Below are 24395 nucleotides of genomic sequence, written 5' to 3'. Positions count from 1 at the left end.
GTCGTATTTATTATAGAGGAAAGTGTGGAAATTGTTTCAGAACTTGTTAAATAGACTACGAGGATTTTCACCTCGACCTATGAGAGAAACTGATTTAGAGAGAGTCTCGGCTATTGAGCAGGCAACCAGTATTTCACCTTGGACTTATGGTACTTTTGTTGATTGCTTGTATGCTGGCTATGAGGCGTGGGTTTATGGACGAAGGGATAAAATTTACGGTTATGGAGTTGTCGCCGTAAAGGCTAGCGAGGCGCATATACTTAATATTTGTGTCCATCCAGATTATCAGCATCAAGGATGTGGCCGCTACATTCTACATCATCTCTTAAAAATTTCCAGCAAGCTAGGCGCAGATGTAATTTTTCTTGAGGTGCGCCCTTCTAATTACCGAGCGCTATGCCTTTATCATAAATTTGGGTTTAATGAGGTGGGTATCCGCAGAGGTTACTATCCAGCACGTAAAGGACGGGAAGATGCACTATTGCTTGCTTTATATCTTACTGGTTAGTCTTAGGTAAGGCTATCGAGTGATCTTAAAAATCAGTAAATAATAATAGCTATAACATAGGGATGCGCGTTAATTCTAGCACTAAGTCTTTCCAAAATTGATTGTAGCAAGATTGTAGAGTTTTCATTAAGGATTTTAATCTTGCTATAGGGCATAATTATCTTTATACTGCTTAACTTTAATTGCCGTTTAGGCTGAAGTATTTGAGTGTAAAATAATATTTAATTGAAAGGAGATATATAAGATGGGTGCAATACTTGAATTAACCGATAAAATGTTTACTCCTGTTGGGATCGTTGTCACTGTAGCGCTTATTGCAGGGATTTATTATTTTGTTCAATGGGTTATGAAAGACTAAGGGCTAATTCTTAAATTGATTTATTAAATTTAAGAGTGGATGAAGCCATGGGGGGAAATGGGGCACAGAAAAGTAAATAGGCTAAGCGCTACTTCTACCCATGGCATCAGCTGATAATAATAAAAAATAAAGCTTAGGGTTTATTTAAATTGTAAAAAATATGTTAACCAGCCGAATAAACTTGAAGAAGAGAAGAGTAATTATACTAATAACCCTTTCAAGGTTATCTTTGATTTAAAGATCCCTTTCTATACTTAATAAGTAGAGGTTAACGCTAGCTAGCAGGTAAAAAGGCGAGTACTCCTTCTAAGCCGCTATAGTCAAGTGTTATCTGAGCTTGTGAACGTACCCTAGGTTTAGCGCGATAGGCTATGCTAAGACCAGCAGCTGCTAACATCTCTAAATCATTAGCTCCATCCCCAATAGCGATTACTTGACTAGGTTTAATGTTCAGATTCTGGCACAATCTAAGTAGAAATTTTGCTTTAGCGGTAGCATCCACAATCTTGCTAATGATATTGCCGGTAAGGTGGCCATCTTTTATTTCCAACTGATTTGCAAGCGTATAATCTATACTGTATTTTAGCTGTAGACGTTCCGTAAAATAAGTAAATCCTCCAGAGACTAAAGCGATTTTAATTCCTCGTTGTTTAAGAGCAGCCAACAAATCTTTTCCGCCTGGGTTGATGAGAAGCCGTTTATCATAAACCTCAGTAAGAATACTAACGGGTGTATTGGCCAATAGTTTTACTCTTTGAATAAGGGAGGATTCAAAGCTAGTTTCCCCTCGCATAGCAGCAGCGGTGATGGCGCTGACTCTTGCTTTTTGGTTAATATAAGCTGCAATCTCATCAATACACTCAATATTAATCAGAGTAGAGTCCATATCTGTTACAAATAGCTGTACCTGATCAGGATCATAATCTTGAGGAAGAAAATTGATATCAATATCTTTATAGGTACTGCTTAATATAGCCAGAGTCTTTGAGCTAAGAGGCTGTTCATTATGGAGCCGATACCCATAAAATTGAGGTTCTTTTGAATCAAAATGACTGTTTGTTTGCTGGGCAATTTGATGGGCTATATCTAGTGTTAGTCCGGGCCCTTGAAGAACAAGTATAGGCATAGGTAAAAATCCTGTGAAATTCTAATCCATCCCTATAGCATAACAACACTAATACTTATCGTAAATTTAAGAGAAAAACGATTAGGTATGCAGAGCAATCTAATAAAAAAATAGATTTTTTAGGTGTACGGCGCTTACAAGAGCGAGGTAGCTACTGAATTTAGGTTAATAACTTGACACGCTTTATAGGAGTGCTACACTGAAGGAGTAAGGGATTTGCACTAATTAAATATAAGGATCTTGATACACTTTCAAAAAAAATATTTAAACGAGAGTGTATGTTTTAGAGAGGAGTGAGCACTAAGAGCTTACACTATAATTATAGTAGTTTAGCCGGATAAGTTTGCTCATGTTGTCTAGTTTCATTCAAATAGGAGGCTACTAAAATGGCCGCAACAAGTAGAGCTATAGCGAGAGGGCACGCGCAGGTTGTAGATGAACCTCTTTTCGCATGGAGCGGGATGTGGTTAGCAGCAGCAGGGTTTTTTGTTTTCTATATTGGCGTACGTTGGTATGAAGGGGTTTATGGCTGGAAGTATGGCTTGGATTCCTTTGCACCAGAGTTTGAAACATATTGGATGAATTTGCTGTATGCTGAATTAGTTATAGAGTTTGGGTCACTTGCTGCCCTGCTTACCTACCTGTGGAAAACTCGTGATCGGGATATAGATAGAGTTGCCCCTCGTGAGGAATTACGCCGCTACTGTACCCTATATATGTGGTGGGTAATTTATGGTATTGGTTTATTTTGGGGTGCTAGCTTCTTCACTGAGCAAGATGGCGCATGGCATCAGACCGTTATTCGTGATACTGATTTTACCCCGAGCCATATTATTGAGTTCTATATGAGCTACCCAATCTATGTAATGGTGGGGTTGGGATCATTTGCTTACGCTAAGACTCGGATTCCTTATTTTGCTAAAAGCTGGTCTGTATCGTATTTAATGTTGACAATGGGACCCTTCATGATCTTCCCTAATGTCGGCTTGAATGAGTGGGGACATACCTTCTGGTTCATGGAGGAGTTGTTTGTAGCTCCATTGCACTGGGGGTTTGTGTTCTTTGCTTGGTTTATTCTTGCAATGTTCGGCGTATTCATGCAAGTTCAGCCTCGCATTCGGGAGCTGATCGGAAGAGAATTCCAACAAAGCGCTGATTATGCTCGGTAATAAATAGTAATATATTAATTGAATTGATTGTGTTGTGTGTGAAGGCAGCTACATTAATCAGATTAACCTAAATAGGGTTATTGTGGCTGCCATTTTTTGTACTCTATATTATATAATAAATAACCATAAATAGACTTGAATTTTAGAAGTCTATAACCAGGAGGGCAGAGATGAACGCATTTGCGTCTGCAGTTCGTACACCAGAAGAAGCTGCTAAAATCTCTAGGACGCTAGATTTCCTAGCACTAGGAGCTTTCTTCTTCATTTTCTTAGCATCCTATCATGTTCACTTTATGCTGCTAGCAGGTGACTGGGATTTTTGGATTGACTGGAAAGATCGCCGCTACTGGGTTACTGTAATGCCTATTGTATCAATTTGTTATCCAGCAGCCATGCAAGCATTCCTGTGGGAAAAATTCCGGCTCCCATTTGGGGCTACTTTAGTAACCCTTGGGCTGCTATTCGGTACATGGGCTAATCGCTATTTTAATTTCCATTTATTTACGTATTTCCCAGTGGCCTTCGTGTTCCCCACTGTATTGCTACCTTTAGCCTTGATACTAGATGCCACAATGCAGGTTTTCAAGAGCTATGCGGTAACTGCAATAGTAGGAGGCATGTTCTACGGCCTGCTTTTATATCCAGCAAACTGGCCATTAATTGCTCAGATGCATGTTCCTGTGGAATATAATGGTAATGTAATGTCGCTTGCCGATGTTATGGGCTTTCATTATGTCCGAACCGGTAATCCTGAGTATATTCGGATGGTAGAAAAGGGTACTCTAAGATCCTTTGGTAAGGATGTTGTCCCAGTATCCGCATTCTTCTCTGGCTTCGTCTGCATTGTTACATATTTCACTTGGTATTTTGTAGGTCGTTGGTTCACTAGAAGCTATAATACTGACGCAATATAAAAAAACCTTTTGATTATAAAAATTCTAAACAGAAGGGAGATGAAGAGCATGAAAGATGCAGATGTACAGGTAATAAAGAATAAGGTCAAAAAATGGCTTGCTATTGGGTTTACGGCAACAATAGCATCAAGTATCTTTTACGTGCCAACAGCCGCAGCTCATGGTGAGAAATCCCAGGCGGCGTTTTTACGGATGCGGACAATCCATTGGTATGATCTTAAGTGGTCTGCTGATTCAGTAGCCATTAATGATACTTATAGTCTAAGTGGTAAGTTCCATGTTTTTTCCGAGTGGCCTGAGGCGGTATCGCTTCCTCGCGTAAGTTTTTTGAATATTGGTCAGCCAGGACCTGTATTTGTTAGAACGGCTGCCTATATTAATGATGTATTTGTGCCCCGCTCCGTTGGTATTGAAACGGGTGGCGATTACACTTTTCACGTAGACTTAAAAGCGCGACGCGTGGGAGAATGGCATATTCATGCCATGATGAATGTTGAGGGTGGTGGTCCGCTAATTGGGCCTGGAAAATGGGTAACTATTACAGGTAATGAGCGAGATTTCACAGATAAGGTTACAACCTTAACGGGGCAGACTGTAGATTTAGAAAATGTGAATCTAGGTACTGTTGTTGGCTGGCATTTATTCTGGCTTATCATTGGCCTAAGCTGGATGGTTTGGTGGGTACGTCGTCCGCTATTCCTATCTCGTTATATGAGAATAGAGGAAGGTGATACTGAAGGCCTAATTACTGAGGCGGATAAGAAGGCTGGCTTGGCAGTTTTAGTTGGTGTCTTAGTTATCATTATGTATGGATATAAGAGTTCTGAGTCAGAATTTCCGATAACTATCCCTCTACAGGCTGGTTTGCTAGGTGATATTGCGTCGATAGAGATGCCTTATAAAGGGAAGGTAACAGGCCGTGTGATCAGCGCTGGCTATCGGGTACCTGGCCGAACCATTAAGTTTAAAGTTGAGATTACGAATAATAGCGATAAGGTTCTTTCTGTAGGCTCATTTGAGACTGGAGGTGTTCGTTTCTTAAACTCTAAAGTAACGAAAGATAAATACGGGTATCCAGAGGAATTGCTAGCACCAGATGGTTTAGAAGTTAGCCAACAGGATATAGGGCCAGGCGAAACTGCGGTAATCGACATTACAGGTACTGATGCGGCTTGGGAAGTCCAGCGATTAGCTGATGTTATCTATGATCCTGATAGCCGCTTTGGTGGGTTGCTGTTTTTAGTTGATCCTGATGGGAATGAGGCTATAATAGAGGTTGGTGGTCCTTTAATACCAACGTTTGCTTAATTGATTAAAATGGTATATTTTCTATATACGGGCGTGTTTTATATGTAATACATAGCGCAACGTATATTAACTATAGGCTGTTTGTATCAATAAACACCAACCCTTTGGCCAGCCTCTTGGTCAAGGGGTTGGTTCCTTTCTACAGCGCTATAGCTTAACTAAGTGCATTCTTATGCCAATCCCATTAAGACTAGAAAGGATGTTATTTATGAAGAGAATGCTTTTTAGCTGCTTTGTGGCATTGCTACTGGTGAAGACGCCGGCTATGGCTCATGGTGGGGGCCCGTCGGTCGATTTGAATAAATGTGTGATTACTATTGGTGACTATCGAGTACAGTTTACAGCGTATCAGCCTGATACTTCGGGTAGTGAGCGGTTATGTCAAGAATTTCCCATGATAGGCCGTACAGTCTTAGTTTTTGATATAGAAGAAAAGAAATTACGCCATCAGCCCATAGAAATTACGATTCTTCGTGAATCGGATAAAAAGAATCATGCTCATAACCATGATGGCGGTACAGAGAATCATGACCATGATAAGGTTCTCCTAGTAAAGCCTGCCCAAGCGTACCCAGCAGGAACAATTACTATTGATGCTAATTTTAATGAGCCCGGAGAATATAACGCCATAATAAAGGCAGGTGAAAATAAGGAGCTTACTTTTGAATTACCGCTCCAAGTAGGAGGACATAGCGAGATGACTCAATGGGTTATAGCAGTTGTCTTTACGATCGCAGTCTTTGGCTTCATTATGTGGCATAGAGATCGCGGAGAAAAAATGAAGGGAGCGCACGCTTAGATCTGATTAGTTTATAATTGGTGTGGAGGATGGGGAGATTTAATTGGAAATAGATAAATGATTATTTCCCTTCCTTCCTCCTTTTGTTAGGCTAGTTAAATTAAAAATAACTTATATCTGATGCAGGATTAACATATAGTATTTTTTTAAAAAATACTTGAGCTAGTTTGCATTATTATATTTCACCCATGCCTATTAGTAATACTATTTTGAGGAATTCTGTTGCTAATGAAAATCTATATTGGATAATAGTATTTACGTTAGCCTTGACGCTATCTGCTTGCCAAAGTAATAAGAACCATGGATTAATAGGAGTTTGGGAATCAGAGGTCAATAAGCAACCACGAGGTAATGAAATTTTAAGTATTAAAAAAGAAATCAGATTTTCAGATAATACTTATCAGTACTCTTGGTATAAAAAACTAGCAATGAAAGAGGGATCTATAATCTATGATTGGTCTGAAGTTGCCCGCGAAACTGGGTGGGACTCAATCACGGAAGGTTATATGCAATGGACAGCAAATCTCTATGGCGCGGCGAAATATAATAAGGAAGCAGGTGGTTGGAGCTCAATTAAGATGAGCCCTAGCACTAATAATCACTCTATCTTTTTTTCACTTAATGGAAATAAGTTAATCTTGAAAGAAGATTTGAATTTAGATGGTGATTTTGACGATGTTATTGACGGAGAAGCTGAAATTACCCTATATTTAAAGAAGTAACGCTCCTCATATCTCCTAAACTAAAAAAGGGTACTTTCGTAATGAGCACTAAATATAATGAGAATCTCAATCCAGGAGTTATCTTTTTATCTTTACTACTTGCTGTTATATCTGGTACATCTTTACTAAGCTATTTTTATGCGATAGCTGGATATGGTCGCTTCTCTAATGAACAGCAAGTGGTAATTGACAGCCTACCGTGGACGGAGATTGGACTAACTTTCTTTGTTAATATTACTGTTTTTATTGCTGCAATACTACTTTACTTACATCGAAAGCAATCTTTTTACTTCTTTTTGGGCTCCTTTGTAGCGGGTTTTATGAGAATGGGATGGGCGGCTTTTCATGAGGGTTCTTTCAAGAGAATTTTTAGCTCTGAATCTATTGGGGAAGCAGTAGTTTTAAGTATTTTACTTATAATTTGCGTACATGTCTGGCGTCTTGAGCGTTCAGGGGTACTTCACTAAAGTTTCGGATAATAATTTGCTAAGATTAGCTCCGGGATAAGCTGCTTTCATAAAGGTTTCACCAATCAGGAAAGCACTTACTCCAGCGTTTTTCATTTTTATTATATCTTCTGCAGTATGAATACCACTTTCAGTGACCACCAAACGATTAGGTGGTATTTGTGGTAATAAGGTTAGCGTAGTTTCTAGCTCTGTTTTAAAGCTTCTTAAATCCCGATTATTAACACCAATAAGAGAAGTATTTAAATTTAAAGCTCGCTCTAATTCTTCATTATTATGTACTTCTAATAGCACGTCCATATTTAGGTGATTAGCTAATTGAGTTAACTCTAGCATTAAAGAGTCGCCTAAAGCGGCAGCAATAAGTAGGATGCAGTCAGCACCTATGACCCTAGCCTCATATACTTGATAAGGATCGATTATAAAGTCTTTCCGTAAAATAGGTAGCATGCAGGCATTTCGAGCTATTTTGAGATCTGCTTCGCTACCCTGAAAGAAATTATGATCAGTAAGAACTGAGAGGCAAGCCGCCCCTCCTTGCTCATAGCTACGGGCAATTGCATCTGGATAGAAATCTTTACGTAATAACCCTTTGCTAGGAGAGGCTTTTTTAATTTCAGCAATAATAGCGATTTTGGCTACCGTTATCTTTTCTTTAATAGCATCGATAAAATTGCGTACTGGAGGCGCTCCTTCAATTTTCCGGCTAAGATCTCGCATTGGAATTTTCTGAGCACGCTCAGTAATCTCTTCAGCTTTACGCTGTAAGATCTTTTTTAAGATATCTGGGGTATCCTTCATGGCTTACCTCATTTATAGATTGAGGACATAAATAAAAATGTACTATTCTTTTAGCTAGTAAAATTGAATTAAAATCTATAAAAGATAAAAATTTAGGATAATGCTTCCTGTAGACTATATTACCCTACATGCTTGGGTGAACTCGATAAGCGCTGCTAACTTCTCTTGTGCTTTGCCTTCACAGAGCGCTTGTAGCGCTTTTTCTACCCCTGCTTCTAAGGTAGAGGTAAGATTGGCTGCATAAATAGCTGCCCCAGCATTTAAAGCTACAATGTCACGAGCAGGCCCAGGTTGATTAGCTAATACAGCGTGTAAAGTATTTAAGCTTTCTTGAATATTATTAACTGCTAAATAACTAATGGATGTTCGTTTAAAGCCAAATTGCTCGGGTGTAATAGTGTAATTAATAACGGTTCCGTTCTTCAGCTCAGCAATTTGTGTTGCTGCCCCAATGCTGATCTCATCTAAACCATCTTCAGCATGTACAACTAATACATGCTGGCTACCTAAATGCTGTAGGGCTAAAGCAAAAGGATCAAGCCACTTTAAGCTGGAAACTCCTACAACTTGATTGGGTAGATTAGCTGGGTTGGTCAGTGGGCCTAGAAGATTAAATAAAGTTCGCACCCCGATTTCCCGCCGTAAGGCCATAGTATATTTCATGGCTTCATGGTGTTGAGGCGCAAATAAAAATCCTACTCCAAGTTCTTCAATACAGCGAGTTATTTGTTCTGCTGTAAGCTCAAGTTTAACTCCGGCTGCTTCAAGGACATCTGCGCTACCACATTGGCTAGAGACAGAGCGATTACCGTGTTTGGCTACTTTTCCTCCAGCAGCTGCTACTACGAAGGCGCTAGCGGTTGAAATATTAAAGGTATTAGTGTTATCTCCGCCAGTGCCGCAGGTATCAACAGTATGAGATCCTTTAACTTTAATTTTAGCTGCCAGCTTGCGCATCACCCTAGCAGCTGCTGTGATCTCTTCTACTGTTTCCCCCTTTATTCGAAGACCAATAAGTAGGGCAGCAATCTGTGCTGGGCTAGCTTGGCCAGTCATGATTTTATTCATGACTGAAACCATTTCTTCATGAGTAAGATTACGTCCCGTAATGATAGCAAAAATAGCGGCCTGCATATCCATGGGGTATTTTGCAGCTTTTGGATAAGCCCTAGAAATAATATTTTGATTCTGTTTGATGGACTTAAGATCGGTTAAGAAAATTAAGAAGTAGATTGTGGCCGTGTTGAGTAAGAATTGACTCAGGGTGAAATTGTACGCCTTCAATAGCTAGATCCCTATGGCGAATCCCCATAATCTCATCAACTGTCCCTTTATCTGTTTCAGTCCAAGCGGTTATCTCTAAGCATGAAGGAAAGCTTGTTTGCTCAATTACTAAAGAGTGATAACGTGTGGCTTCAAAAGGATTGCTAAGGTCTTTAAATACCCCTTTATTGTTATGGTATACCATAGAAGTTTTACCGTGCATGATAGTTTTAGCGTGCACTATTTGTCCCCCAAAAGCTTGGCCTATGCATTGATGCCCAAGGCATACGCCTAATATAGGGAGTTTACCGGTGAAATGATAGATAATTTCTAAAGAAATACCCGCTTCATTAGGTGTACAAGGGCCTGGAGAGATGATGAGGTACGATGGACGTAACTGCTCTATGTCTGTAATGTTAATTTGATCATTACGAAAGACATTGACTTTTTCACCTAATTCACCTAAGTATTGAACTAGATTGTAAGTAAACGAGTCGTAATTATCGATCATTAACAGCATTATTTAAGGTACCTTATTAATCCACTAAAATTGTATAGATATACTTAAATTCTATCACGATCAGCTGCTTCACCCTATTATTTAATAGGGTAGAAGCTCTATAGTGAGCTGTTAGATGAATCTGATAGATAAATAGATAAAAATAGCTATTAATGGTGCTCTAAGTATTTATCAAGTGAGTTGTATTATTCAAAGAGGATAGATATTGTCTCAGAGAACTTTAATAGCAGAGGAATCTACCGCAGACCGGACGGTTTTTGCAATTTTAGTGGCACTGAGTTTCTGCCATTTTCTTAACGATATGATGCAGTCGCTGCTAGCGGCTATCTACCCGATGTTAAAGAAAGATTATGCCCTTAGTTTTGGTCAAATCGGTATTTTGACTATGGCATTCCAGCTTACTGCTTCGATTTTACAGCCTCTTGTGGGGCTTTATACCGATAAACGACCCCTTCCTTATGCGTTATTTGCTGGAATGAGCTCCACATTACTCGGTCTTCTTTTGCTCTCAGTGGCAACAGCGTATCTATCACTTTTAGTCGGCGCGGCATTAATTGGTTTTGGATCAGCCATATTTCATCCAGATGCTTCGCGTGTTGCCCGAATGGCCTCCGGTGGCCGCCATGGGCTGGCACAATCTCTCTTCCAAGTGGGGGGTAATTTTGGTGCAGCGTTTGGTCCATTAATTGCTGCGTTCATTGTTCTACCCCGTGGGCAATCAAGCCTTGGCTGGTTTACTTTTGCAGCTCTGCTTGCGATGGTTATACTTTGGCAAGTGGGAGGTTGGTATAAGTGTAACTATGTTACAACTAAGGCAAGATTAGCGAAAACAAATTCTACAGCGCTTTCTGTAACCTCAAAGCAGGTAATAGTCACTCTTTGCATACTTGGAATATTAATTTTTTCAAAATTTGTTTATACCGTTTCCTTGAGTAGCTATTATACTTTTTATGTGATGCATAAATTTCATATATCGGTACAAGATGCACAGATACATCTATTTATTTTTCTCGCTTCAGTAGCCACGGGTACGCTTATTGGCGGGTCTATCAGTGATAGATTTGGTCGAAAATGGGTAATTTGGGTATCCATCTTAGGGGTATTGCCCTTTACGTTAGCTTTACCCTACGCCAATCTTGATTGGACTATCGTACTTATCATATTGATAGGGTTAATTCTTGCTTCAGCATTTTCAAGTATTATTGTCTATGGCCAAGAGCTGATTCCAGGCCGAATCGGTATGGTTTCAGGTATGTTTTTTGGTTTTGCTTTTGGTATCAGTGGTCTTAGTGCAGCGGGGCTAGGTGAGCTTGCTGATTTAAAAGGAATTGATTTTGTCTTTAGTATTTGCTCTTATCTACCGGCACTTGGTCTTTTGGCAGCTTTCTTGCCTAATACTGATGAGCTACGAGCTAAAACTAATCCTTCACCAGCCTAATTATTTAGGCCAGCTTCGGCTAAGGCTACTGCTTGAAACATTGCTCGACCTTTATTCATAGTTTCGTTCCATTCATTTTGAGGTATTGAGTCATAAATAACTCCAGCGCCTGTTTGAATATAGAGTATTTGGTTCTTGATGACGGCAGTGCGGATAGCTATTGCCATATCCATATTATCTGACCAATCAAGATAGCCTACTGCTCCCGCATAGATACCACGCTTAGTTGGCTCTAGCTCATTAATGATTTCCATAGCTCTAATCTTAGGAGCACCTGAAACTGTACCTGCTGGGAAGGTAGCACGTAAAACATCCATAATAGAAAAGCCTGGTTTTAGCTTCCCAATCACATTGGAGACAATATGCATAACATGAGAATAGCGTTCAATAATCATTTTTTCAGTGACTTTTACGCTGCCAATTTCAGCTATCCGACCCACATCATTTCGACCTAAATCAATGAGCATCCAGTGCTCCGCAAGCTCTTTTGGATCGGTAAGCAATTCTTTTTCAAGCGCTTGATCCTCTTCCTCATTTTTTCCTCGACGTCGAGTACCGGCAATGGGGCGCACGGTAACTACATTATCTTCTAGGCGAACCAAAATTTCAGGAGATGAACCGACTACATGAAAATTATCAAGATTCAAATAAAACATGTAAGGAGAGGGATTAAGACAGCGTAGCGCTCGATATAAATTTAAGGGAGAGGCAGTAAAGGGTATCGAAAGGCGTTGTGATAAAACAACCTGCATCATATCGCCATCAATAATATATTGGCGCGCTTTATGGACGGCTTCCTTAAAACCTTGTTCTGTAAATTCTGAAATAAAATCATTCTCCACCACTCTACGGGATGAGTGAGCACGGTGATAAGCAGGTACTACTGTGCGAAGGCTATTTTCTAATGTATTTAAGCGTTGTATTCCTTCTGTATATCCTTTAGGACTCACATGAACAATAAGGTACAGCTTGCTACTAAGATTATCAAAAATTACTAGCTCCTCAGAAACTAATAAGAGGATATCGGGTGTTTCTAGAGAATCAGGTTTATTGCTTTGAGCAAGCCTAGGCTCGATATAACGGATAGTATCATAGCCAAAATAGCCGACAAGCCCGCCGGTGAAACGAGAAGGGATATCAATTTCTGGAACTTTGAAACGTTGCTTAAAAGCCTCAATCCAAGCTAGCGGATCATCAGCGTAATGCTCCTCTTCAATATGATGATTGGTTTCTATCGTAATTTTATGGTTTTGTACTTTAAGAATAGTGCGACAAGACAGCCCGATAAATGAATACCGACCCCATTTTTCACCTCCATGAACGGATTCTAGTAAATAGGAATAGGGACCATTAGCTAGTTTAAGATAAGTACTAAGCGGTGTATCTAGATCAGCCATGACCTCTCGCATGAGAGGAATATGGTTATAGCCTTGGGCAACAAGTTGGTTAAAGGATTGAAGTTTCATGAATACTTCCAGAATTTTAATGGATTATGAGTAATTTTTAGGGGTATCGTTGCCTATATTTATGTATCTGGAAGATGATCATCTTATATTTTTAAACCGCTGGGTTTAATAAATCTTTAATTTCAAATAAAGAATCAATAACCGCATCTGGGTGACTATCGCGAATATCCTTACCATGATTATAACCGTAGCTTAGGCAGATAATTTGAAAACCTGCGGCCCTAGCAGCTTTTACATCACTGATCGAATCTCCAACCATTAGCGCTTTTTCAGGAGGGATTCCAAAAAAGTTAGCAGTATGAAGTAGCTGTGCCGGATGGGGTTTTTTCTCTGGTAATGTATCGCCGCTGACAATCATCTCAAAATAATCAATAATTCCTAATTCCTTAAGCAAAGGGTGGGTGAATTGTGCCGCTTTATTGGTAACGCTGCTAAGCCGATACTCTTGAGATTTTAACCATGCTAACCCTTCTTTTACCCCGGGGTATAACTGGCTGCGTTTACTGGTGTTTTCTTGGTAGAGGGTCAGAAAAATAGGCTCAGCCTTCTGATATAAAGATTTTTCTGGTTCCCCATCTAAGTTGTCAACTAAAGCTCGTTTAATGAGTCGTTCAACCCCATTACCTACCCATTGCCGAACTTTAGTCTCTCCCCGAGGGGGTAAGCCTAGTTGCTCCATCATAGCGTCTGTGCAAAAGGCAAGATCAGGTACACTATCTACTAAAGTACCATCTATATCCATAACAATTGCCTTGGGCTTTTTTAGCATTTTTCTATCCCCTTTCTATTTTTTATTTAGCTTTGGAAAGTTCAGCACGCATTTCAGTAATCGTGGTTTTATAATTTTCACTTTGGAAAATGGCCGAACCGGCAACAAAAGTATCCGCCCCAGCCGCTGCAATTTGCCGAATATTATCTACTTTAACGCCCCCATCGATTTCAAGCCGAATCGGATAACCACTTGCCTTAATTATTTGCCGTGCCTCACGAAGTTTATCTAATGCTGAAAGAATAAATTTTTGTCCCCCAAAGCCTGGGTTGACTGACATGATGAGTATCATATCTACTTTATCTAGGACATATTTAAGGTAATCAAGAGAGGTGGCTGGATTGAATACTAATCCAGCTTTACAGCCTTGATCACGAATAAGCTGTAGCGTCCGATCAATATGCTCAGAGGCTTCAGGGTGAAAGGTAATATAGTTTGCCCCTGCTTTGGTAAAATCAGGGATGATTCGATCAACAGGCTTTACCATGAGATGAACATCAATATCGGCAGTAATCCCATGTTTTCGCAGCGCTTCACAGACAAGGGGACCAATTGTTAAATTTGGAACATAATGGTTATCCATAACATCAAAATGCACCATATCAGCGCCTGCTTCTAATACCGCAGTAATTTCCTCCCCAAGACGGGCAAAATCTGCCGATAGGATAGAAGGCGCAATTTTATAATCAGTCATAGTCATACCTCTTTAAGCTATATGAGTTTTAGTTATTTGGATTTAAAGGATTTCAGTTTAGTAAATGGAGCATTTTATACTTTATTTATTATTTTTTTAGTCTATTTATGTTAATGCTTACAGGAGATTTTAGAAAACTCTATATTTTTTACTAAATTATTTGGTTTTTAGTTTAATTAGGACTATTATAGTACTAGATTGAAATGGAAAGCTCCTATGATTCGCATGAGCAAAATGACTGATTACGGTATTGTATTAATGACTCATTTAGCTATGAATCCAGAGATTCAGCATGCAGCAGCTGACTTAGCGGCTCAGGTGGAAATGCCTTTACCCACCGTGAGTAAAATCTTAAAACAGCTGGCTCGGGCACAGTTACTGATTTCATCGCGAGGCGCTCAAGGTGGCTATAATTTAGCAAAATCGCCTAGGGATATCTCAATAGCAGAGATCATTACGATTTTAGAAGGGCCCATTGGTTTAACGGAGTGTATCAGTACGCCTGGGGAGTGTGGGCAGGAGTCCCGTTGTTCTACCCGCGCTCATTGGGAGTACATTAATCAGGTGATATATAGAGCATTAAATGAGATAAAGCTATCTGATATGGTTCATCCTGTAAGGCTGCATCCTATCCAATTTCATCAGCTTACCACTCATTCAGCGCTGCTAGATACAGGTAATATAACAGGATAACCGCAGGAGTAGGTTATGGTTAAATCAACCCTTAAGGTTGAGGACTTTGCTCACCGGCAGTATGAAGCTGGTTTTATAACTGATATTGAATCAGATTCAATACCTCCAGGGCTTGACGAGGGGGTGATCCGGCTGCTCTCTAGTAAAAAGAATGAGCCAGAGTTTATGCTGGAATGGCGCCTTAAAGCCTATCGTCATTGGTTAGAAATGGAAGCGCCAAATTGGGCTCATGTTTACTATCCTCCCATAAATTATCAGGATATTATTTATTATTCAGCCCCTAAGTCAAAGAAAGACGGCCCTAAGAGCTTGGATGAAGTTGATCCAAAGTTACTTGAGACCTATGAAAAATTAGGCGTGCCCTTGCATGAACGAGCGCGATTAGCTGGTGTAGCGGTAGATGCGGTATTTGACAGCGTCTCAGTAGCCACCACCTTTAAGGAGAAGCTGGCTGAAGCTGGAGTTATTTTTTGCCCCTTCTCTGAGGCGGTACGACAGTACCCGGATTTAGTAGAAAAATATTTAGGTACCGTAGTGCCTTATCGGGATAATTTTTATGCTGCCTTAAATTCTGCCGTTTTTAGCGATGGCTCCTTTGTGTATGTACCTAAAGGTGTTCGTTGTCCTTTAGAGTTATCCACTTATTTTCGTATTAATGCAGCGCAAACTGGGCAATTTGAACGCACGCTTATTATAGCAGATGAAGGAGCATACGTAAGCTACCTAGAGGGCTGTACCGCGCCCATGCGAGATGAGAATCAGCTTCATGCGGCAGTAGTGGAGCTGATTGCTTTGGATAATGCCCAGATAAAGTACGCCACAGTTCAAAATTGGTACCCTGGGGATGAAGAAGGCCGCGGTGGAATTTACAATTTTGTGACTAAACGAGGGGTTTGCCGAGGTGTAAATGCCAAGATTTCGTGGACTCAGGTAGAAACCGGATCGGCAATTACTTGGAAATACCCCAGCGTCATATTGCAAGGAGATAACTCAGTAGGAGAATTTTACTCAGTAGCGCTAACTAATAATTTCCAGCAGGCTGATACGGGTACGAAAATGATCCATATTGGGAAAAACAGCCGTAGCACTATTATTTCTAAGGGAATCTCAGCTGGAAAAGGACAGAATTCTTATCGAGGATTAGTACGAGTGGCTCCTACAGCAGTAGGTGCCCGTAACTACACCCAATGCGATTCTCTGCTCTTGGGAGACCAGTGTGGTGCGCATACGTTTCCTTATATTGAAGTTAAGCACCCGTCAGCTCAGGTTGAGCATGAGGCATCAACCTCTAAAATTAGTGAAGATCAATTATTTTACTGCAAGCAGCGAGGAATCTCTGCTGAAGATGCTGTCTCTATGATCGTCAATGGATTTTGTAAACAGGTATTTAAAGAATTACCCATGGAGTTTGCGGTAGAAGCGCAAAATTTGTTAAGTGTAAGTTTAGAGGGTGCCGTCGGTTAATCTTTTTAAACTACTCCTTTTAGCGAAATTATAGAGATTTTAGATGCTGACTATTAAAGATTTACACGCTAATGTAGCCGGAAAACCCATTTTATCTGGTGTTGATTTACAGGTAAATCCTGGTGAAATCCATGCCATCATGGGGCCTAATGGCTCAGGTAAAAGCACTCTTGCTAATGTTTTAGCAGGACGAGAAGATTACGAGGTTACTGCAGGAGAGGTGATTTATCAGGGACAAAATCTACTGAATTTAGCACCTGAGGAACGGGCTCGCGCTGGGGTTTTCTTAGCTTTTCAATACCCGGTGGAGATTCCTGGCGTTAGTAACGTGTATTTGTTAAAAGCTGCTTTAAATAGCATACGTAAACACCATGGATTAAATGAGCTTGATGCCATAGATTTCCTAGCTTTAGTCCGGGAAAAGATGAAATTAGTTAAAATGGATGAACGTTTTTTACAGCGTGCCGTTAATGAAGGTTTTTCGGGGGGTGAAAAAAAGCGTAATGAAGTGCTACAAATGGCTATTTTGGAGCCTACATTAGCTATTTTGGATGAAACGGACTCTGGATTAGATATTGATGCACTTAGGATTGTAGCTGATGGAATAAATGCCCTGCGTAGTCCTAAAAGGGGAATAATTCTAGTTACCCACTATCAGCGTCTTTTAGAGTATATCGTACCAAACCATGTTCATGTGCTCTCAGGAGGCCGTATTATTAAATCTGGCAACAAAGAGCTTGCTTTGGAGCTAGAAGAGAAGGGCTATGGGTGGATTGAGGAAAATAAAAATCTGGCTGCAAGGGTGGCCTTATCATGAATAATATATTCAGTGAGGCTTGGAATTCTCATCTTAATTCATATGTCGACGTAGAGACGTGGCTGTTGGGAGGAGAGGGATCGTGGCTTCAATCGCTACGCCAGCAAGCGCTAAGAAATTTTGTCTCTCTTGGTTTTCCTAACGCTAAAGAAGAGAACTGGAAATATACTCGAGTACACGGTCTTGCTAACACGGAATTTACGTCCATTGGTGTCCCATCAGATCCAGTGAGCGTAGAGGATTACCAGAGGTATTTTTTTACAGAGATGCCTTGCTCTCGTCTAGTATTCGTTAACGGTCATTTTGTAGCGGAAGCCTCTGAAATTGAGATATTACCTGAAGGTGCGGTGATAGGAAATTTAGCTAACGTTTTTAAGCAGCAAGAAAGGCAACTGCGTGATGTATTAGCTCGTTATGCTGATTATCAACAGCAGCCTTTTACAGCACTTAATACGGCATTTATAGCTGATGGGGCCTATTTTTATTTGCCCCGTAAAATCACACTTACTAAACCAATACATCTTCTATTTATTACGAATAGTCAAAATAAAGCGGTAGTGACTCATCCACGTAATCTTATTGTTTTAGAGCCAGAAAGCGAGCTGAATATTATTGAACACTATATCGGGTTAAATGAAGCTACATACTTCACTAACGCTGTAACCGAGGTTGTGATGAGGGAGGGGGCGAAAATTGAGCACATTAAGCTACAAGAAGAGTCGGCTAAGAGTTTCCATATCGCAACAATTCAGGTACAGCAAGGGCGAGATACTGAGTTTCTTTCCCGTAATCTAGCCTTGGGGGCACAGTTAGCACGTAATGATATTAATAGTGTACTAGTGGGGGAAGGGGCTAAATGTACTTTAGAAGGGCTATATGTCCTAGAGGGTAATCGTCACGTTGATAACCACACGCGAGTTGATCACAAATATCCTCATACGAGTAGTAGAGAGCGCTATAAAGGGATTCTGGGAGATAAATCACGAGCGGTATTTAATGGTAAAGTGATGGTTTATCCAGGCGCACAGAAGGTAGATGCGCAACAAGCTAATCGCAATCTACTATTATCCGAAGGAGCGGAGGTAAATACCAAGCCAGAGCTTGAGATCTATGCTGATGATGTCAAATGTGCTCATGGAGCTACTGTAGGGCAACTAGATAATAATCACATATTTTATCTTCGATCTCGAGGCTTGGATGAAGACGCAGCTCGTCAGCTATTGATCTATGCCTTTGCTGAAGAGATGGTTAAAGATATTGATCCTATACCTGTTCGCACACACATTGAGCGTCGGCTAAATACTCAGTTTTTTAGAGGCCATCATCAGGAGATAGTTCTATGATAACTAGAAATACTGCTGCTGAGATATCTCGGTTAGATAGGTATTTTGACGTTGAACGGGTGCGATCTGATTTTCCTATCTTAAACCAGCAGGTACACGGAAAATCTCTGGTGTATTTAGATAATGCAGCTACGGCACAAAAACCTACCCGAGTTATTGAAGCAATTAATCAGTATTATCGCTGGAATAATGCCAACATTCATCGTGCAGTACATCAACTTGGTGAAAGGGCAACCAGAGAATATGAAGCGGCGAGAGATAAAGTGCAGCATTTTATTAATGCGGCTTATCGGGAAGAGATCATATTTGTACGTAGTGCTACTGAGGCTATCAACTTAGTTGCTCAAAGCTTTGGCCGGAGTCGTTTACAGGCAGGAGATGAGATTTTAATTTCTTATATGGAACACCACTCTAACATTGTACCTTGGCAGATTTTATGTGAACAAATGGGTGTGGTGCTTAAAGTAATTCCTATTAACAATGCCGGCGATCTGATCTTGGATGAGTATGAGAGGCTTTTGTCACCACGAACATCTTTAGTAGCTATAACTCATGTCTCTAATGCTTTAGGCACTATTAATCCAGTGCAGAAAATTGTTGCAATGGCTCATAATCGTGGAATACCGGTGTTACTTGATGGCGCTCAAGCGGTTCCCCATATGCCGGTTGATATACAGGTACTTGATTGTGATTTTTATACCTTCTCAAGCCATAAAATGATGGGGCCTACAGGTATTGGGGTGCTTTATGGTAGGCGGGAGTGGTTAGAAATTATGCCTCCTTATCAAGGTGGAGGGGATATGATTTTATCGGTCAGTTTTAACAAAACGATTTATAACAATCTGCCTTATAAGTTTGAGGCTGGAACTCCACATATCGTTGGCGCAATTGGTCTTGGTACAGCTATAGATTATCTGCAGGAAATAGGGATGGAAAATGTGGCGTTATATGAGCAAGAGCTTTCAGCGTATGCTGCTGAGATTTTAGCTGAGATTCCAGGGTTACGTTTTATCGGTACTGCTCAGGAGAAAGTAGGCGTACTGTCTTTTGTTTTGGATGATATCCATCCCCATGATATTGGAACCATTTTAGACCGTGAAGGGATTGCTATCCGAACAGGCCATCATTGTGCTCAGCCGGTGATGGATTACTTTGGTATTCCAGCAACAGCAAGGGCCTCCTTTGCACTATATAATACCAAAGCAGAAGTAGATGCATTAGCTACTGGAATTAAGCATGTAAGAGAGTTATTAGGATAATGAGTGATTTACGATCTTTATATCAAGAAGTTATTTTGGATCATAAAAAAAGGCCACGAAATTTTCGCCTTATGGAGAGTGCTGATTTTTGGGCTGATGGGCATAATCCTCTATGCGGGGATAAGATGACGGTATTTCTTAAAATAGATGATGAGATTATTAAGGATGTAAGCTTTCAAGGTGAAGGTTGTGCTATCTCTATGGCTTCAGCATCGCTCATGACTGAAATTATCAAAGGTAAGAGTGCACAGGAGGCTGAGTGCTTATTTAGTAAATTTCACCGATTGATGACGGATGATGGTTTAACTCATACTAGTGGACTCCCTTTAGGGAAATTAGAGGTGTTAGCGGGAGTTAAAGAGTTTCCGATGCGAGTTAAGTGCGCAACCCTTGCTTGGCATACATTGCACACAGCCTTAGATCATAGCAACCAAGTAGTCACAACAGAATAAATAGGAGCTTAGGAATGTATAACCGTGACCCTATTGTCCTAAGTCGTGATTGTGAGGCAGTGTTGGTACCTAGGGCGGATAAAATAATTATCCCTAAAGGTACAGAGGTTATCGTGGCGCAAGACCTTGGGGGTAGTTATACAGTTTATATTCATGGAAACTTGGCAAGGGTAGCAGGTAAAGATGCCGATGCTTTAGGTTTAGAGCTAACAGAAGCCCCACAAGTGCTTGCTGGGACTTCCGATGAAGAGATTGAAAGGTTAGCATGGGAACAGATGAAGACCTGCTATGACCCAGAAATTCCTATTAACATTGTAGATTTAGGATTAGTTTATGAGTGCTCAATCTCCTCTCTAGCGGATGGCCAAAAGCAAGCGGATATTAAGATGACCTTAACTGCTCCAGGCTGTGGTATGGGAGAAGTTTTAGTACAAGATGTCAAGGAGAAGGTTGAAGCTATTCATAATATTGAAATTGCGAATGTAGAGCTGGTTTTTGATCCTCCTTGGAATTATAGCATGATGTCTGATGCCGCTAAGATTCAAACTGGAATGTACTAGCATTGTTTTGTTTATTAATCATTTCTAGCAAAACGTGAATATTATCAAATAGAATCCATCTGCTAATATGATTGCCCAGCACGGCCATAGTGATCATCAAAGCGGATAATATCATCTTCAGCTAAATAGCTACCTGATTGAATTTCAATAATTTCTAGCGGTAACTTTCCAGGGTTTTCTAAACGATGCTTAACTCCTAAGGGAATATAAGTAGATTGGTTTTCAGAAATAAGGATAATTTCATCATCTCGAATAACGCGGGCTGTTCCTGTCACTACAATCCAATGTTCGGCTCGGTGATGATGCATTTGCAAAGATAATGAAGCTCCGGGGTTTACCATAATTCGTTTAACCTGAAACCGATGGCCAAAATCGATACTTTCATAATAGCCCCAAGGGCGATACACTTTTTGATGTTTAATATGCTCCTCTCTTCCTTCTCTTTTCAGTTGCGTTACGATATTTTTAACATTCTGAGCGTGCTCTTTATGTACTACCAGTACCGCATCTGCTGTCTCAATAATCATAAGATCTTTAAGACCAATTGCAGCTACCATCCGATGTTCTGCTAGGACTAATGTGTCTCGAATATCCTCAAGGAGGACGTCACCTCGTATCATATTGCCATTTTCATCTCGAGGATTAGCGTCCAGTAGACTTGGCCAAGAACCAACATCTGACCAACCTGCATTTAAAGGGATAACGGCAGGAGAGTGAGCGGGGCTTTCAGCAGTCAATTTTTCCATAACCGCATAATCGATAGAATCATGAGGGCAAGATACAAAGGCAGTACGGTTGATTCGAAAAAAATCCCCATCCTGAACCCCTTCAGATATCGCTTGATAGCAAGTTTTCTCGATCTCAGGGGCATAGTTTGAAATTTCTGCTATCCACGCTGATGCTCGAAGCATGAACATACCGCTATTCCATAGATAGCCGGCAGATTCTAAGTAATGTTGCGCCGTTTCCTGATCTGGTTTTTCTACAAACGCCTTAAGGGTAAAAGCTTGAGGCGCAGAGGCTAAATGAGCTATTGTATTTGGTAGTGGTTGCCCTATTTGAATATAACCATAACCTACTTCAGCTCGAGCAGGGATGATACCAAAAGCCACGATATGATTTTCTTGAGCCAGTCGATATCCTACTTGAACAGCGGCTTGAAAGGCGGCAATATTGGTGATCACATGATCAGCTGGCATTGCTAGCAAGATACAATCCTCATCTAGTTTTAAAGTTGAAAAGGCGGCTAGCGTAAGGGCAGGCGCGGTATTACGGCCAAATGGTTCTAAGATCAACTGTCGAGGAACAACGTTAATTTGCCGCATTTGCTCTGCAACTAAAAACCGATGCTCCTCATTACACACTATCAACGGAGGAGAAAGAGGGATATCAGAAGAAATACCGTTAAGGCGGGTAAGTGTATCTTGAAGCATGCTACAGGCGCCCACTAACGATAAGAGTTGCTTAGGGAAATGCTCTCTAGAGAGGGGCCATAGGCGAGTCCCTGATCCGCCTGAAAGTATTACGGGCTGTAGCAGCATAATAATATTATCCTTATCGTGATTAGCTTAAATATAGCCTCATTAGTGGCTTGTAAATTATATTTGAAACTCAAAATTTGGTTATCTAAGTGAGCGTATTTTACCGAAAATTACTCCTATATCTCTACAGTAAAAAAAGACTGACTATTATCATTTTGCAGGTTTAAGGAATTCATTGGGAATCTTATGATCAATACTATGATGTTTGCATTATATTGTACTAAGCGAGCGCTATTTGAATGTAAGCTCCATGGAATAAAATATTATGGCTTCAAGTAATATTATATGGCATAAACCTGTTGTTAAACGCGCTGATCGGGAATGGTTAAATGGTCATAAGAGTACCATTTTATGGTTTACGGGCCTATCTGGTGCTGGTAAATCAACATTAGCCCATGCAGTTGAGTCGCGGCTTTTACAGCTAGGATGTCGAACCTTTGTTTTTGATGGAGATAATGTCCGCCATGGTCTTTGTGCTGATTTAGGGTTTTCGAAGGAAGATCGATCCGAAAATATTCGCCGCATTGGTGAGATGTGTAAGCTTTTTGTAGAGGCAGGAGTGATTGCGCTTACAGCCTTTATTTCTCCATTTAGACAGGATCGTCAGCGGGCGCGCGATCTTGTGGCTGAGGGTGATTTCTTAGAAATTTATTGCCAAGCTCCCCTTGCTATATGTGAGCAACGGGATGTAAAAGGGCTATATAAGCGGGCGCGGGCTGGAGAAATTCCTGAGTTTACGGGAATTTCTTCGCCCTATGAAGCCCCAGAAATACCAGAATTAGTCGTGAACACTGGTACTCAAGATATAGAAGAGTCTGTGGCGATGGTAATTAATCTGCTAAAGTCCCGATCTATTATATTGGATTAGATGATTCTATTAAAAAGGATAGGGGGTTTACTTAATTTCCTGAAATAAAGAGAAAGCAACAATATGCCCCCCATCATAAATAGAACTAAGCTACTCGGTTCAGGTATATCATGTATTTGAGTAAGATCGGAATAAAGTGTATACCCTAGATCTTGGAGAATTCCTAAATCTATAGGGCTATATTGTCGTTTTTCTTCACCTCTAAAAGAGAAAGGATACATTAAATCACTGCTTACATCGAGATGAGCGAGGCTTGAAGCACTCCATGTGCTGGGGGCATAGACTTGAACTGGCTTACCGCCATTGGCTAAATTGGCCTCTGTGCCGCTAAAATAAATATCATTACTGACCAAATCTGTGGTTGAGCCGATAAACTTTCCGGCAGAATTAAAAAGTGGGTCCCCATCGCCCAGCACCAAGTGGCTATCCCAAGTAGTAAAAACGCCAGGGTTACTATCGCTGATTTGGCTATTCCCAGCTTCATTAAGCAACGTTCTGAAACCTAGTGCATGGGTAATTTCATGCAAAGCGACACTGTAAAGATCATATTGATTGGCAGCTGGAGTATCGAGGCTGCTATTCCAATTTTTGCCAAAATTAAACGTCACAAGTCCATCATAAGAAGATGGATAGGGGTCAATACCGGTCATGATATGATCAAAGGCTAGGCCATCTTGAAATCCGTTGAGACTTGGAAAATAAAGCGAGCTACCGGCCGCCAGATTACTGCTATTAGGCAAATTATTTGAATCTTTAACCTCATAATCTAGGGTGCCATTGGAATCAATTACGGTATTCAGGTAATCAAATACAGCATTCAGGGTATTACGACGCTCTGCCCCAAAAATAGGATCGTCAAAGCCAATGCCAGTATGGTTGACCATATCGTCGTAGGTGATATTAAACACGATGGTTGCTTGGGCAGTTGAAACACTTAGACTCCATATAGCTATGGTGAATGTTAATATGAATGAGATTTCATGGACAAAACGCTGAAATTGCATAGATAGGAGATGATAACAATTCAAAATGATATTTTTTCTCAAAAAAGTAATTTCCATAGTTGATTCACGCCT

25 protein-coding genes are annotated in these 24395 nt (G+C 40.5%); 16 read left to right on the top strand and 9 right to left on the bottom strand.

Annotated elements, in window-relative coordinates:
• Positions 1-79: 79 nt before the first annotated feature.
• A complete protein-coding gene (rimI, locus tag TAO_RS07890; RefSeq protein ID WP_096527392.1) occupies positions 80-508 on the top strand; it encodes a ribosomal protein S18-alanine N-acetyltransferase in 429 nt (142 codons plus the stop codon).
• Between the two features lie 632 nt (positions 509-1140).
• Here rimI and serB read toward each other — a convergent pair.
• The gene (gene serB / locus TAO_RS07885; RefSeq protein WP_096527391.1) at positions 1141-1992 is read right to left on the bottom strand and encodes a phosphoserine phosphatase SerB; all 852 of its coding nucleotides are present in this window, start codon (positions 1990-1992) and stop codon (positions 1141-1143) included.
• 386 nt (positions 1993-2378) lie between these two features.
• Between serB and TAO_RS07880 the strand changes: the two genes are divergently transcribed.
• The 6 genes from TAO_RS07880 to TAO_RS07855 all read left to right on the top strand — a co-directional run bounded on the left by TAO_RS07880 (position 2379) and on the right by TAO_RS07855 (position 7371).
• The gene (locus TAO_RS07880; RefSeq protein ID WP_096527390.1) at positions 2379-3161 is read left to right on the top strand and encodes a methane monooxygenase/ammonia monooxygenase subunit C; all 783 of its coding nucleotides are present in this window, start codon (positions 2379-2381) and stop codon (positions 3159-3161) included.
• A gap of 170 nt (positions 3162-3331) precedes the next feature.
• Entirely contained in the window at positions 3332-4075 is a 744-nt protein-coding gene (locus TAO_RS07875; RefSeq protein WP_096527389.1) for a methane monooxygenase/ammonia monooxygenase subunit A, read from the top strand.
• A 48-nt stretch (positions 4076-4123) separates the two neighbouring features.
• On the top strand, positions 4124-5383 hold the full coding sequence (gene amoB, locus TAO_RS07870) for a bacterial ammonia monooxygenase, subunit AmoB (RefSeq protein WP_096527388.1): 1260 nt from the start codon (positions 4124-4126) through the stop codon (positions 5381-5383).
• 208 nt (positions 5384-5591) lie between these two features.
• Positions 5592-6182, top strand: coding sequence for a hypothetical protein (locus TAO_RS07865; protein ID WP_096527387.1), 591 nt, complete (start codon positions 5592-5594; stop codon positions 6180-6182).
• A 188-nt stretch (positions 6183-6370) separates the two neighbouring features.
• Positions 6371-6904 carry a hypothetical protein gene (locus TAO_RS07860; protein WP_096527386.1) on the top strand — a complete coding sequence of 178 codons (534 nt, stop codon included), beginning with the start codon at positions 6371-6373 and terminating at the stop codon, positions 6902-6904.
• Between the two features lie 41 nt (positions 6905-6945).
• Positions 6946-7371 (top strand): hypothetical protein, encoded by a 426-nt coding sequence (locus TAO_RS07855; RefSeq protein ID WP_096527385.1) that lies wholly within the window; start codon positions 6946-6948, stop codon positions 7369-7371.
• Here TAO_RS07855 and trpC read toward each other — a convergent pair.
• The 3 genes from trpC to TAO_RS07840 all read right to left on the bottom strand — a co-directional run bounded on the left by trpC (position 7354) and on the right by TAO_RS07840 (position 9955).
• Positions 7354-8172 (bottom strand): indole-3-glycerol phosphate synthase TrpC, encoded by an 819-nt coding sequence (gene trpC, locus TAO_RS07850; protein ID WP_096527384.1) that lies wholly within the window; start codon positions 8170-8172, stop codon positions 7354-7356. The genes TAO_RS07855 and trpC overlap by 18 nt on opposite strands.
• Before the next feature lie 114 nt (positions 8173-8286).
• On the bottom strand, positions 8287-9312 hold the full coding sequence (gene trpD / locus TAO_RS07845; protein ID WP_096527383.1) for an anthranilate phosphoribosyltransferase: 1026 nt from the start codon (positions 9310-9312) through the stop codon (positions 8287-8289).
• Between the two features lie 61 nt (positions 9313-9373).
• Entirely contained in the window at positions 9374-9955 is a 582-nt protein-coding gene (locus TAO_RS07840) for an anthranilate synthase component II (protein ID WP_096527382.1), read from the bottom strand.
• A 205-nt stretch (positions 9956-10160) separates the two neighbouring features.
• On the opposite strand from TAO_RS07840, the gene TAO_RS07835 reads away from it, so the two are divergent.
• On the top strand, positions 10161-11393 hold the full coding sequence (locus TAO_RS07835; RefSeq protein WP_096527381.1) for an MFS transporter: 1233 nt from the start codon (positions 10161-10163) through the stop codon (positions 11391-11393).
• Here TAO_RS07835 and trpE read toward each other — a convergent pair.
• From trpE to rpe, 3 genes are all read right to left on the bottom strand, one after another.
• Positions 11390-12859 (bottom strand): anthranilate synthase component I, encoded by a 1470-nt coding sequence (gene trpE, locus TAO_RS07830; RefSeq protein ID WP_096527380.1) that lies wholly within the window; start codon positions 12857-12859, stop codon positions 11390-11392. The genes TAO_RS07835 and trpE overlap by 4 nt on opposite strands.
• Positions 12860-12950: 91 nt before the next feature.
• Complete coding sequence (locus tag TAO_RS07825) at positions 12951-13628, bottom strand: phosphoglycolate phosphatase (RefSeq protein ID WP_096527379.1); 678 nt, start codon at positions 13626-13628, stop codon at positions 12951-12953.
• A 22-nt stretch (positions 13629-13650) separates the two neighbouring features.
• Complete coding sequence (gene rpe / locus TAO_RS07820) at positions 13651-14322, bottom strand: ribulose-phosphate 3-epimerase (RefSeq protein WP_096527378.1); 672 nt, start codon at positions 14320-14322, stop codon at positions 13651-13653.
• A 216-nt stretch (positions 14323-14538) separates the two neighbouring features.
• Here rpe and TAO_RS07815 point away from each other — a divergent pair, with 216 nt between their 5' ends.
• The 7 genes from TAO_RS07815 to sufT are packed head-to-tail and all read left to right on the top strand — an operon-like array spanning position 14539 to position 20910.
• Positions 14539-15015, top strand: coding sequence for an SUF system Fe-S cluster assembly regulator (locus TAO_RS07815; RefSeq protein ID WP_096527377.1), 477 nt, complete (start codon positions 14539-14541; stop codon positions 15013-15015).
• 15 nt (positions 15016-15030) lie between these two features.
• Positions 15031-16479 carry a Fe-S cluster assembly protein SufB gene (gene sufB / locus TAO_RS07810; protein ID WP_096527376.1) on the top strand — a complete coding sequence of 483 codons (1449 nt, stop codon included), beginning with the start codon at positions 15031-15033 and terminating at the stop codon, positions 16477-16479.
• 43 nt (positions 16480-16522) lie between these two features.
• Positions 16523-17296 carry a Fe-S cluster assembly ATPase SufC gene (gene sufC, locus TAO_RS07805; RefSeq protein ID WP_096527375.1) on the top strand — a complete coding sequence of 258 codons (774 nt, stop codon included), beginning with the start codon at positions 16523-16525 and terminating at the stop codon, positions 17294-17296.
• Positions 17293-18639 (top strand): Fe-S cluster assembly protein SufD, encoded by a 1347-nt coding sequence (sufD, locus tag TAO_RS07800; protein ID WP_096527374.1) that lies wholly within the window; start codon positions 17293-17295, stop codon positions 18637-18639. Before sufC ends, sufD begins: the two co-directional genes overlap by 4 nt.
• Positions 18636-19898, top strand: coding sequence for a cysteine desulfurase (locus TAO_RS07795; protein ID WP_096527373.1), 1263 nt, complete (start codon positions 18636-18638; stop codon positions 19896-19898). The genes sufD and TAO_RS07795 overlap by 4 nt, the downstream gene beginning before the upstream one ends.
• Positions 19898-20350, top strand: coding sequence for a Fe-S cluster assembly sulfur transfer protein SufU (gene sufU, locus TAO_RS07790; protein ID WP_096527372.1), 453 nt, complete (start codon positions 19898-19900; stop codon positions 20348-20350). The genes TAO_RS07795 and sufU overlap by 1 nt, the downstream gene beginning before the upstream one ends.
• Positions 20351-20364: 14 nt before the next feature.
• Complete coding sequence (sufT, locus tag TAO_RS07785; RefSeq protein WP_096527371.1) at positions 20365-20910, top strand: putative Fe-S cluster assembly protein SufT; 546 nt, start codon at positions 20365-20367, stop codon at positions 20908-20910.
• A 62-nt stretch (positions 20911-20972) separates the two neighbouring features.
• Here the strand turns inward: sufT and TAO_RS07780 are convergent, their stop codons facing one another.
• On the bottom strand, positions 20973-22451 hold the full coding sequence (locus tag TAO_RS07780; protein WP_096527370.1) for a mannose-1-phosphate guanylyltransferase/mannose-6-phosphate isomerase: 1479 nt from the start codon (positions 22449-22451) through the stop codon (positions 20973-20975).
• Positions 22452-22716: 265 nt separating this feature from the next.
• Between TAO_RS07780 and cysC the strand changes: the two genes are divergently transcribed.
• Positions 22717-23319 carry an adenylyl-sulfate kinase gene (gene cysC, locus TAO_RS07775; protein WP_096527369.1) on the top strand — a complete coding sequence of 201 codons (603 nt, stop codon included), beginning with the start codon at positions 22717-22719 and terminating at the stop codon, positions 23317-23319.
• Here cysC and TAO_RS07770 read toward each other — a convergent pair.
• Positions 23316-24380: a PEP-CTERM sorting domain-containing protein gene (locus TAO_RS07770; protein ID WP_096527368.1), complete on the bottom strand. Its 1065-nt coding sequence runs from the start codon at positions 24378-24380 to the stop codon at positions 23316-23318. The two genes, cysC and TAO_RS07770, sit on opposite strands and share 4 nt — an antisense overlap.
• Positions 24381-24395 lie beyond the last annotated feature (15 nt).

Origin of the sequence: Candidatus Nitrosoglobus terrae (genome assembly GCF_002356115.1) — a bacterium.
Taxonomy (GTDB): domain Bacteria; phylum Pseudomonadota; class Gammaproteobacteria; order Nitrosococcales; family Nitrosococcaceae; genus Nitrosoglobus; species Nitrosoglobus terrae.
This window is presented reverse-complemented; position numbering and strand designations above follow the sequence as displayed.

Coding starts and splice junctions, on each gene's coding strand:
- rimI (WP_096527392.1), top strand. CDS start 80: ATGAGAGAAACTGATTTAGAGAGAGTCTCGGCTATTGAGCAGGCAACC.
- serB (WP_096527391.1), bottom strand. CDS start 1,992: ATGCCTATACTTGTTCTTCAAGGGCCCGGACTAACACTAGATATAGCC.
- TAO_RS07880 (WP_096527390.1), top strand. CDS start 2,379: ATGGCCGCAACAAGTAGAGCTATAGCGAGAGGGCACGCGCAGGTTGTA.
- TAO_RS07875 (WP_096527389.1), top strand. CDS start 3,332: ATGAACGCATTTGCGTCTGCAGTTCGTACACCAGAAGAAGCTGCTAAA.
- amoB (WP_096527388.1), top strand. CDS start 4,124: ATGAAAGATGCAGATGTACAGGTAATAAAGAATAAGGTCAAAAAATGG.
- TAO_RS07865 (WP_096527387.1), top strand. CDS start 5,592: ATGAAGAGAATGCTTTTTAGCTGCTTTGTGGCATTGCTACTGGTGAAG.
- TAO_RS07860 (WP_096527386.1), top strand. CDS start 6,371: ATGCCTATTAGTAATACTATTTTGAGGAATTCTGTTGCTAATGAAAAT.
- TAO_RS07855 (WP_096527385.1), top strand. CDS start 6,946: ATGAGCACTAAATATAATGAGAATCTCAATCCAGGAGTTATCTTTTTA.
- trpC (WP_096527384.1), bottom strand. CDS start 8,172: ATGAAGGATACCCCAGATATCTTAAAAAAGATCTTACAGCGTAAAGCT.
- trpD (WP_096527383.1), bottom strand. CDS start 9,312: ATGGATATGCAGGCCGCTATTTTTGCTATCATTACGGGACGTAATCTT.
- TAO_RS07840 (WP_096527382.1), bottom strand. CDS start 9,955: ATGCTGTTAATGATCGATAATTACGACTCGTTTACTTACAATCTAGTT.
- trpE (WP_096527380.1), bottom strand. CDS start 12,859: ATGAAACTTCAATCCTTTAACCAACTTGTTGCCCAAGGCTATAACCAT.
- TAO_RS07825 (WP_096527379.1), bottom strand. CDS start 13,628: ATGCTAAAAAAGCCCAAGGCAATTGTTATGGATATAGATGGTACTTTA.
- rpe (WP_096527378.1), bottom strand. CDS start 14,322: ATGACTGATTATAAAATTGCGCCTTCTATCCTATCGGCAGATTTTGCC.
- TAO_RS07815 (WP_096527377.1), top strand. CDS start 14,539: ATGATTCGCATGAGCAAAATGACTGATTACGGTATTGTATTAATGACT.
- sufB (WP_096527376.1), top strand. CDS start 15,031: ATGGTTAAATCAACCCTTAAGGTTGAGGACTTTGCTCACCGGCAGTAT.
- sufC (WP_096527375.1), top strand. CDS start 16,523: ATGCTGACTATTAAAGATTTACACGCTAATGTAGCCGGAAAACCCATT.
- sufD (WP_096527374.1), top strand. CDS start 17,293: ATGAATAATATATTCAGTGAGGCTTGGAATTCTCATCTTAATTCATAT.
- TAO_RS07795 (WP_096527373.1), top strand. CDS start 18,636: ATGATAACTAGAAATACTGCTGCTGAGATATCTCGGTTAGATAGGTAT.
- sufU (WP_096527372.1), top strand. CDS start 19,898: ATGAGTGATTTACGATCTTTATATCAAGAAGTTATTTTGGATCATAAA.
- sufT (WP_096527371.1), top strand. CDS start 20,365: ATGTATAACCGTGACCCTATTGTCCTAAGTCGTGATTGTGAGGCAGTG.
- TAO_RS07780 (WP_096527370.1), bottom strand. CDS start 22,451: ATGCTGCTACAGCCCGTAATACTTTCAGGCGGATCAGGGACTCGCCTA.
- cysC (WP_096527369.1), top strand. CDS start 22,717: ATGGCTTCAAGTAATATTATATGGCATAAACCTGTTGTTAAACGCGCT.
- TAO_RS07770 (WP_096527368.1), bottom strand. CDS start 24,380: ATGGAAATTACTTTTTTGAGAAAAAATATCATTTTGAATTGTTATCAT.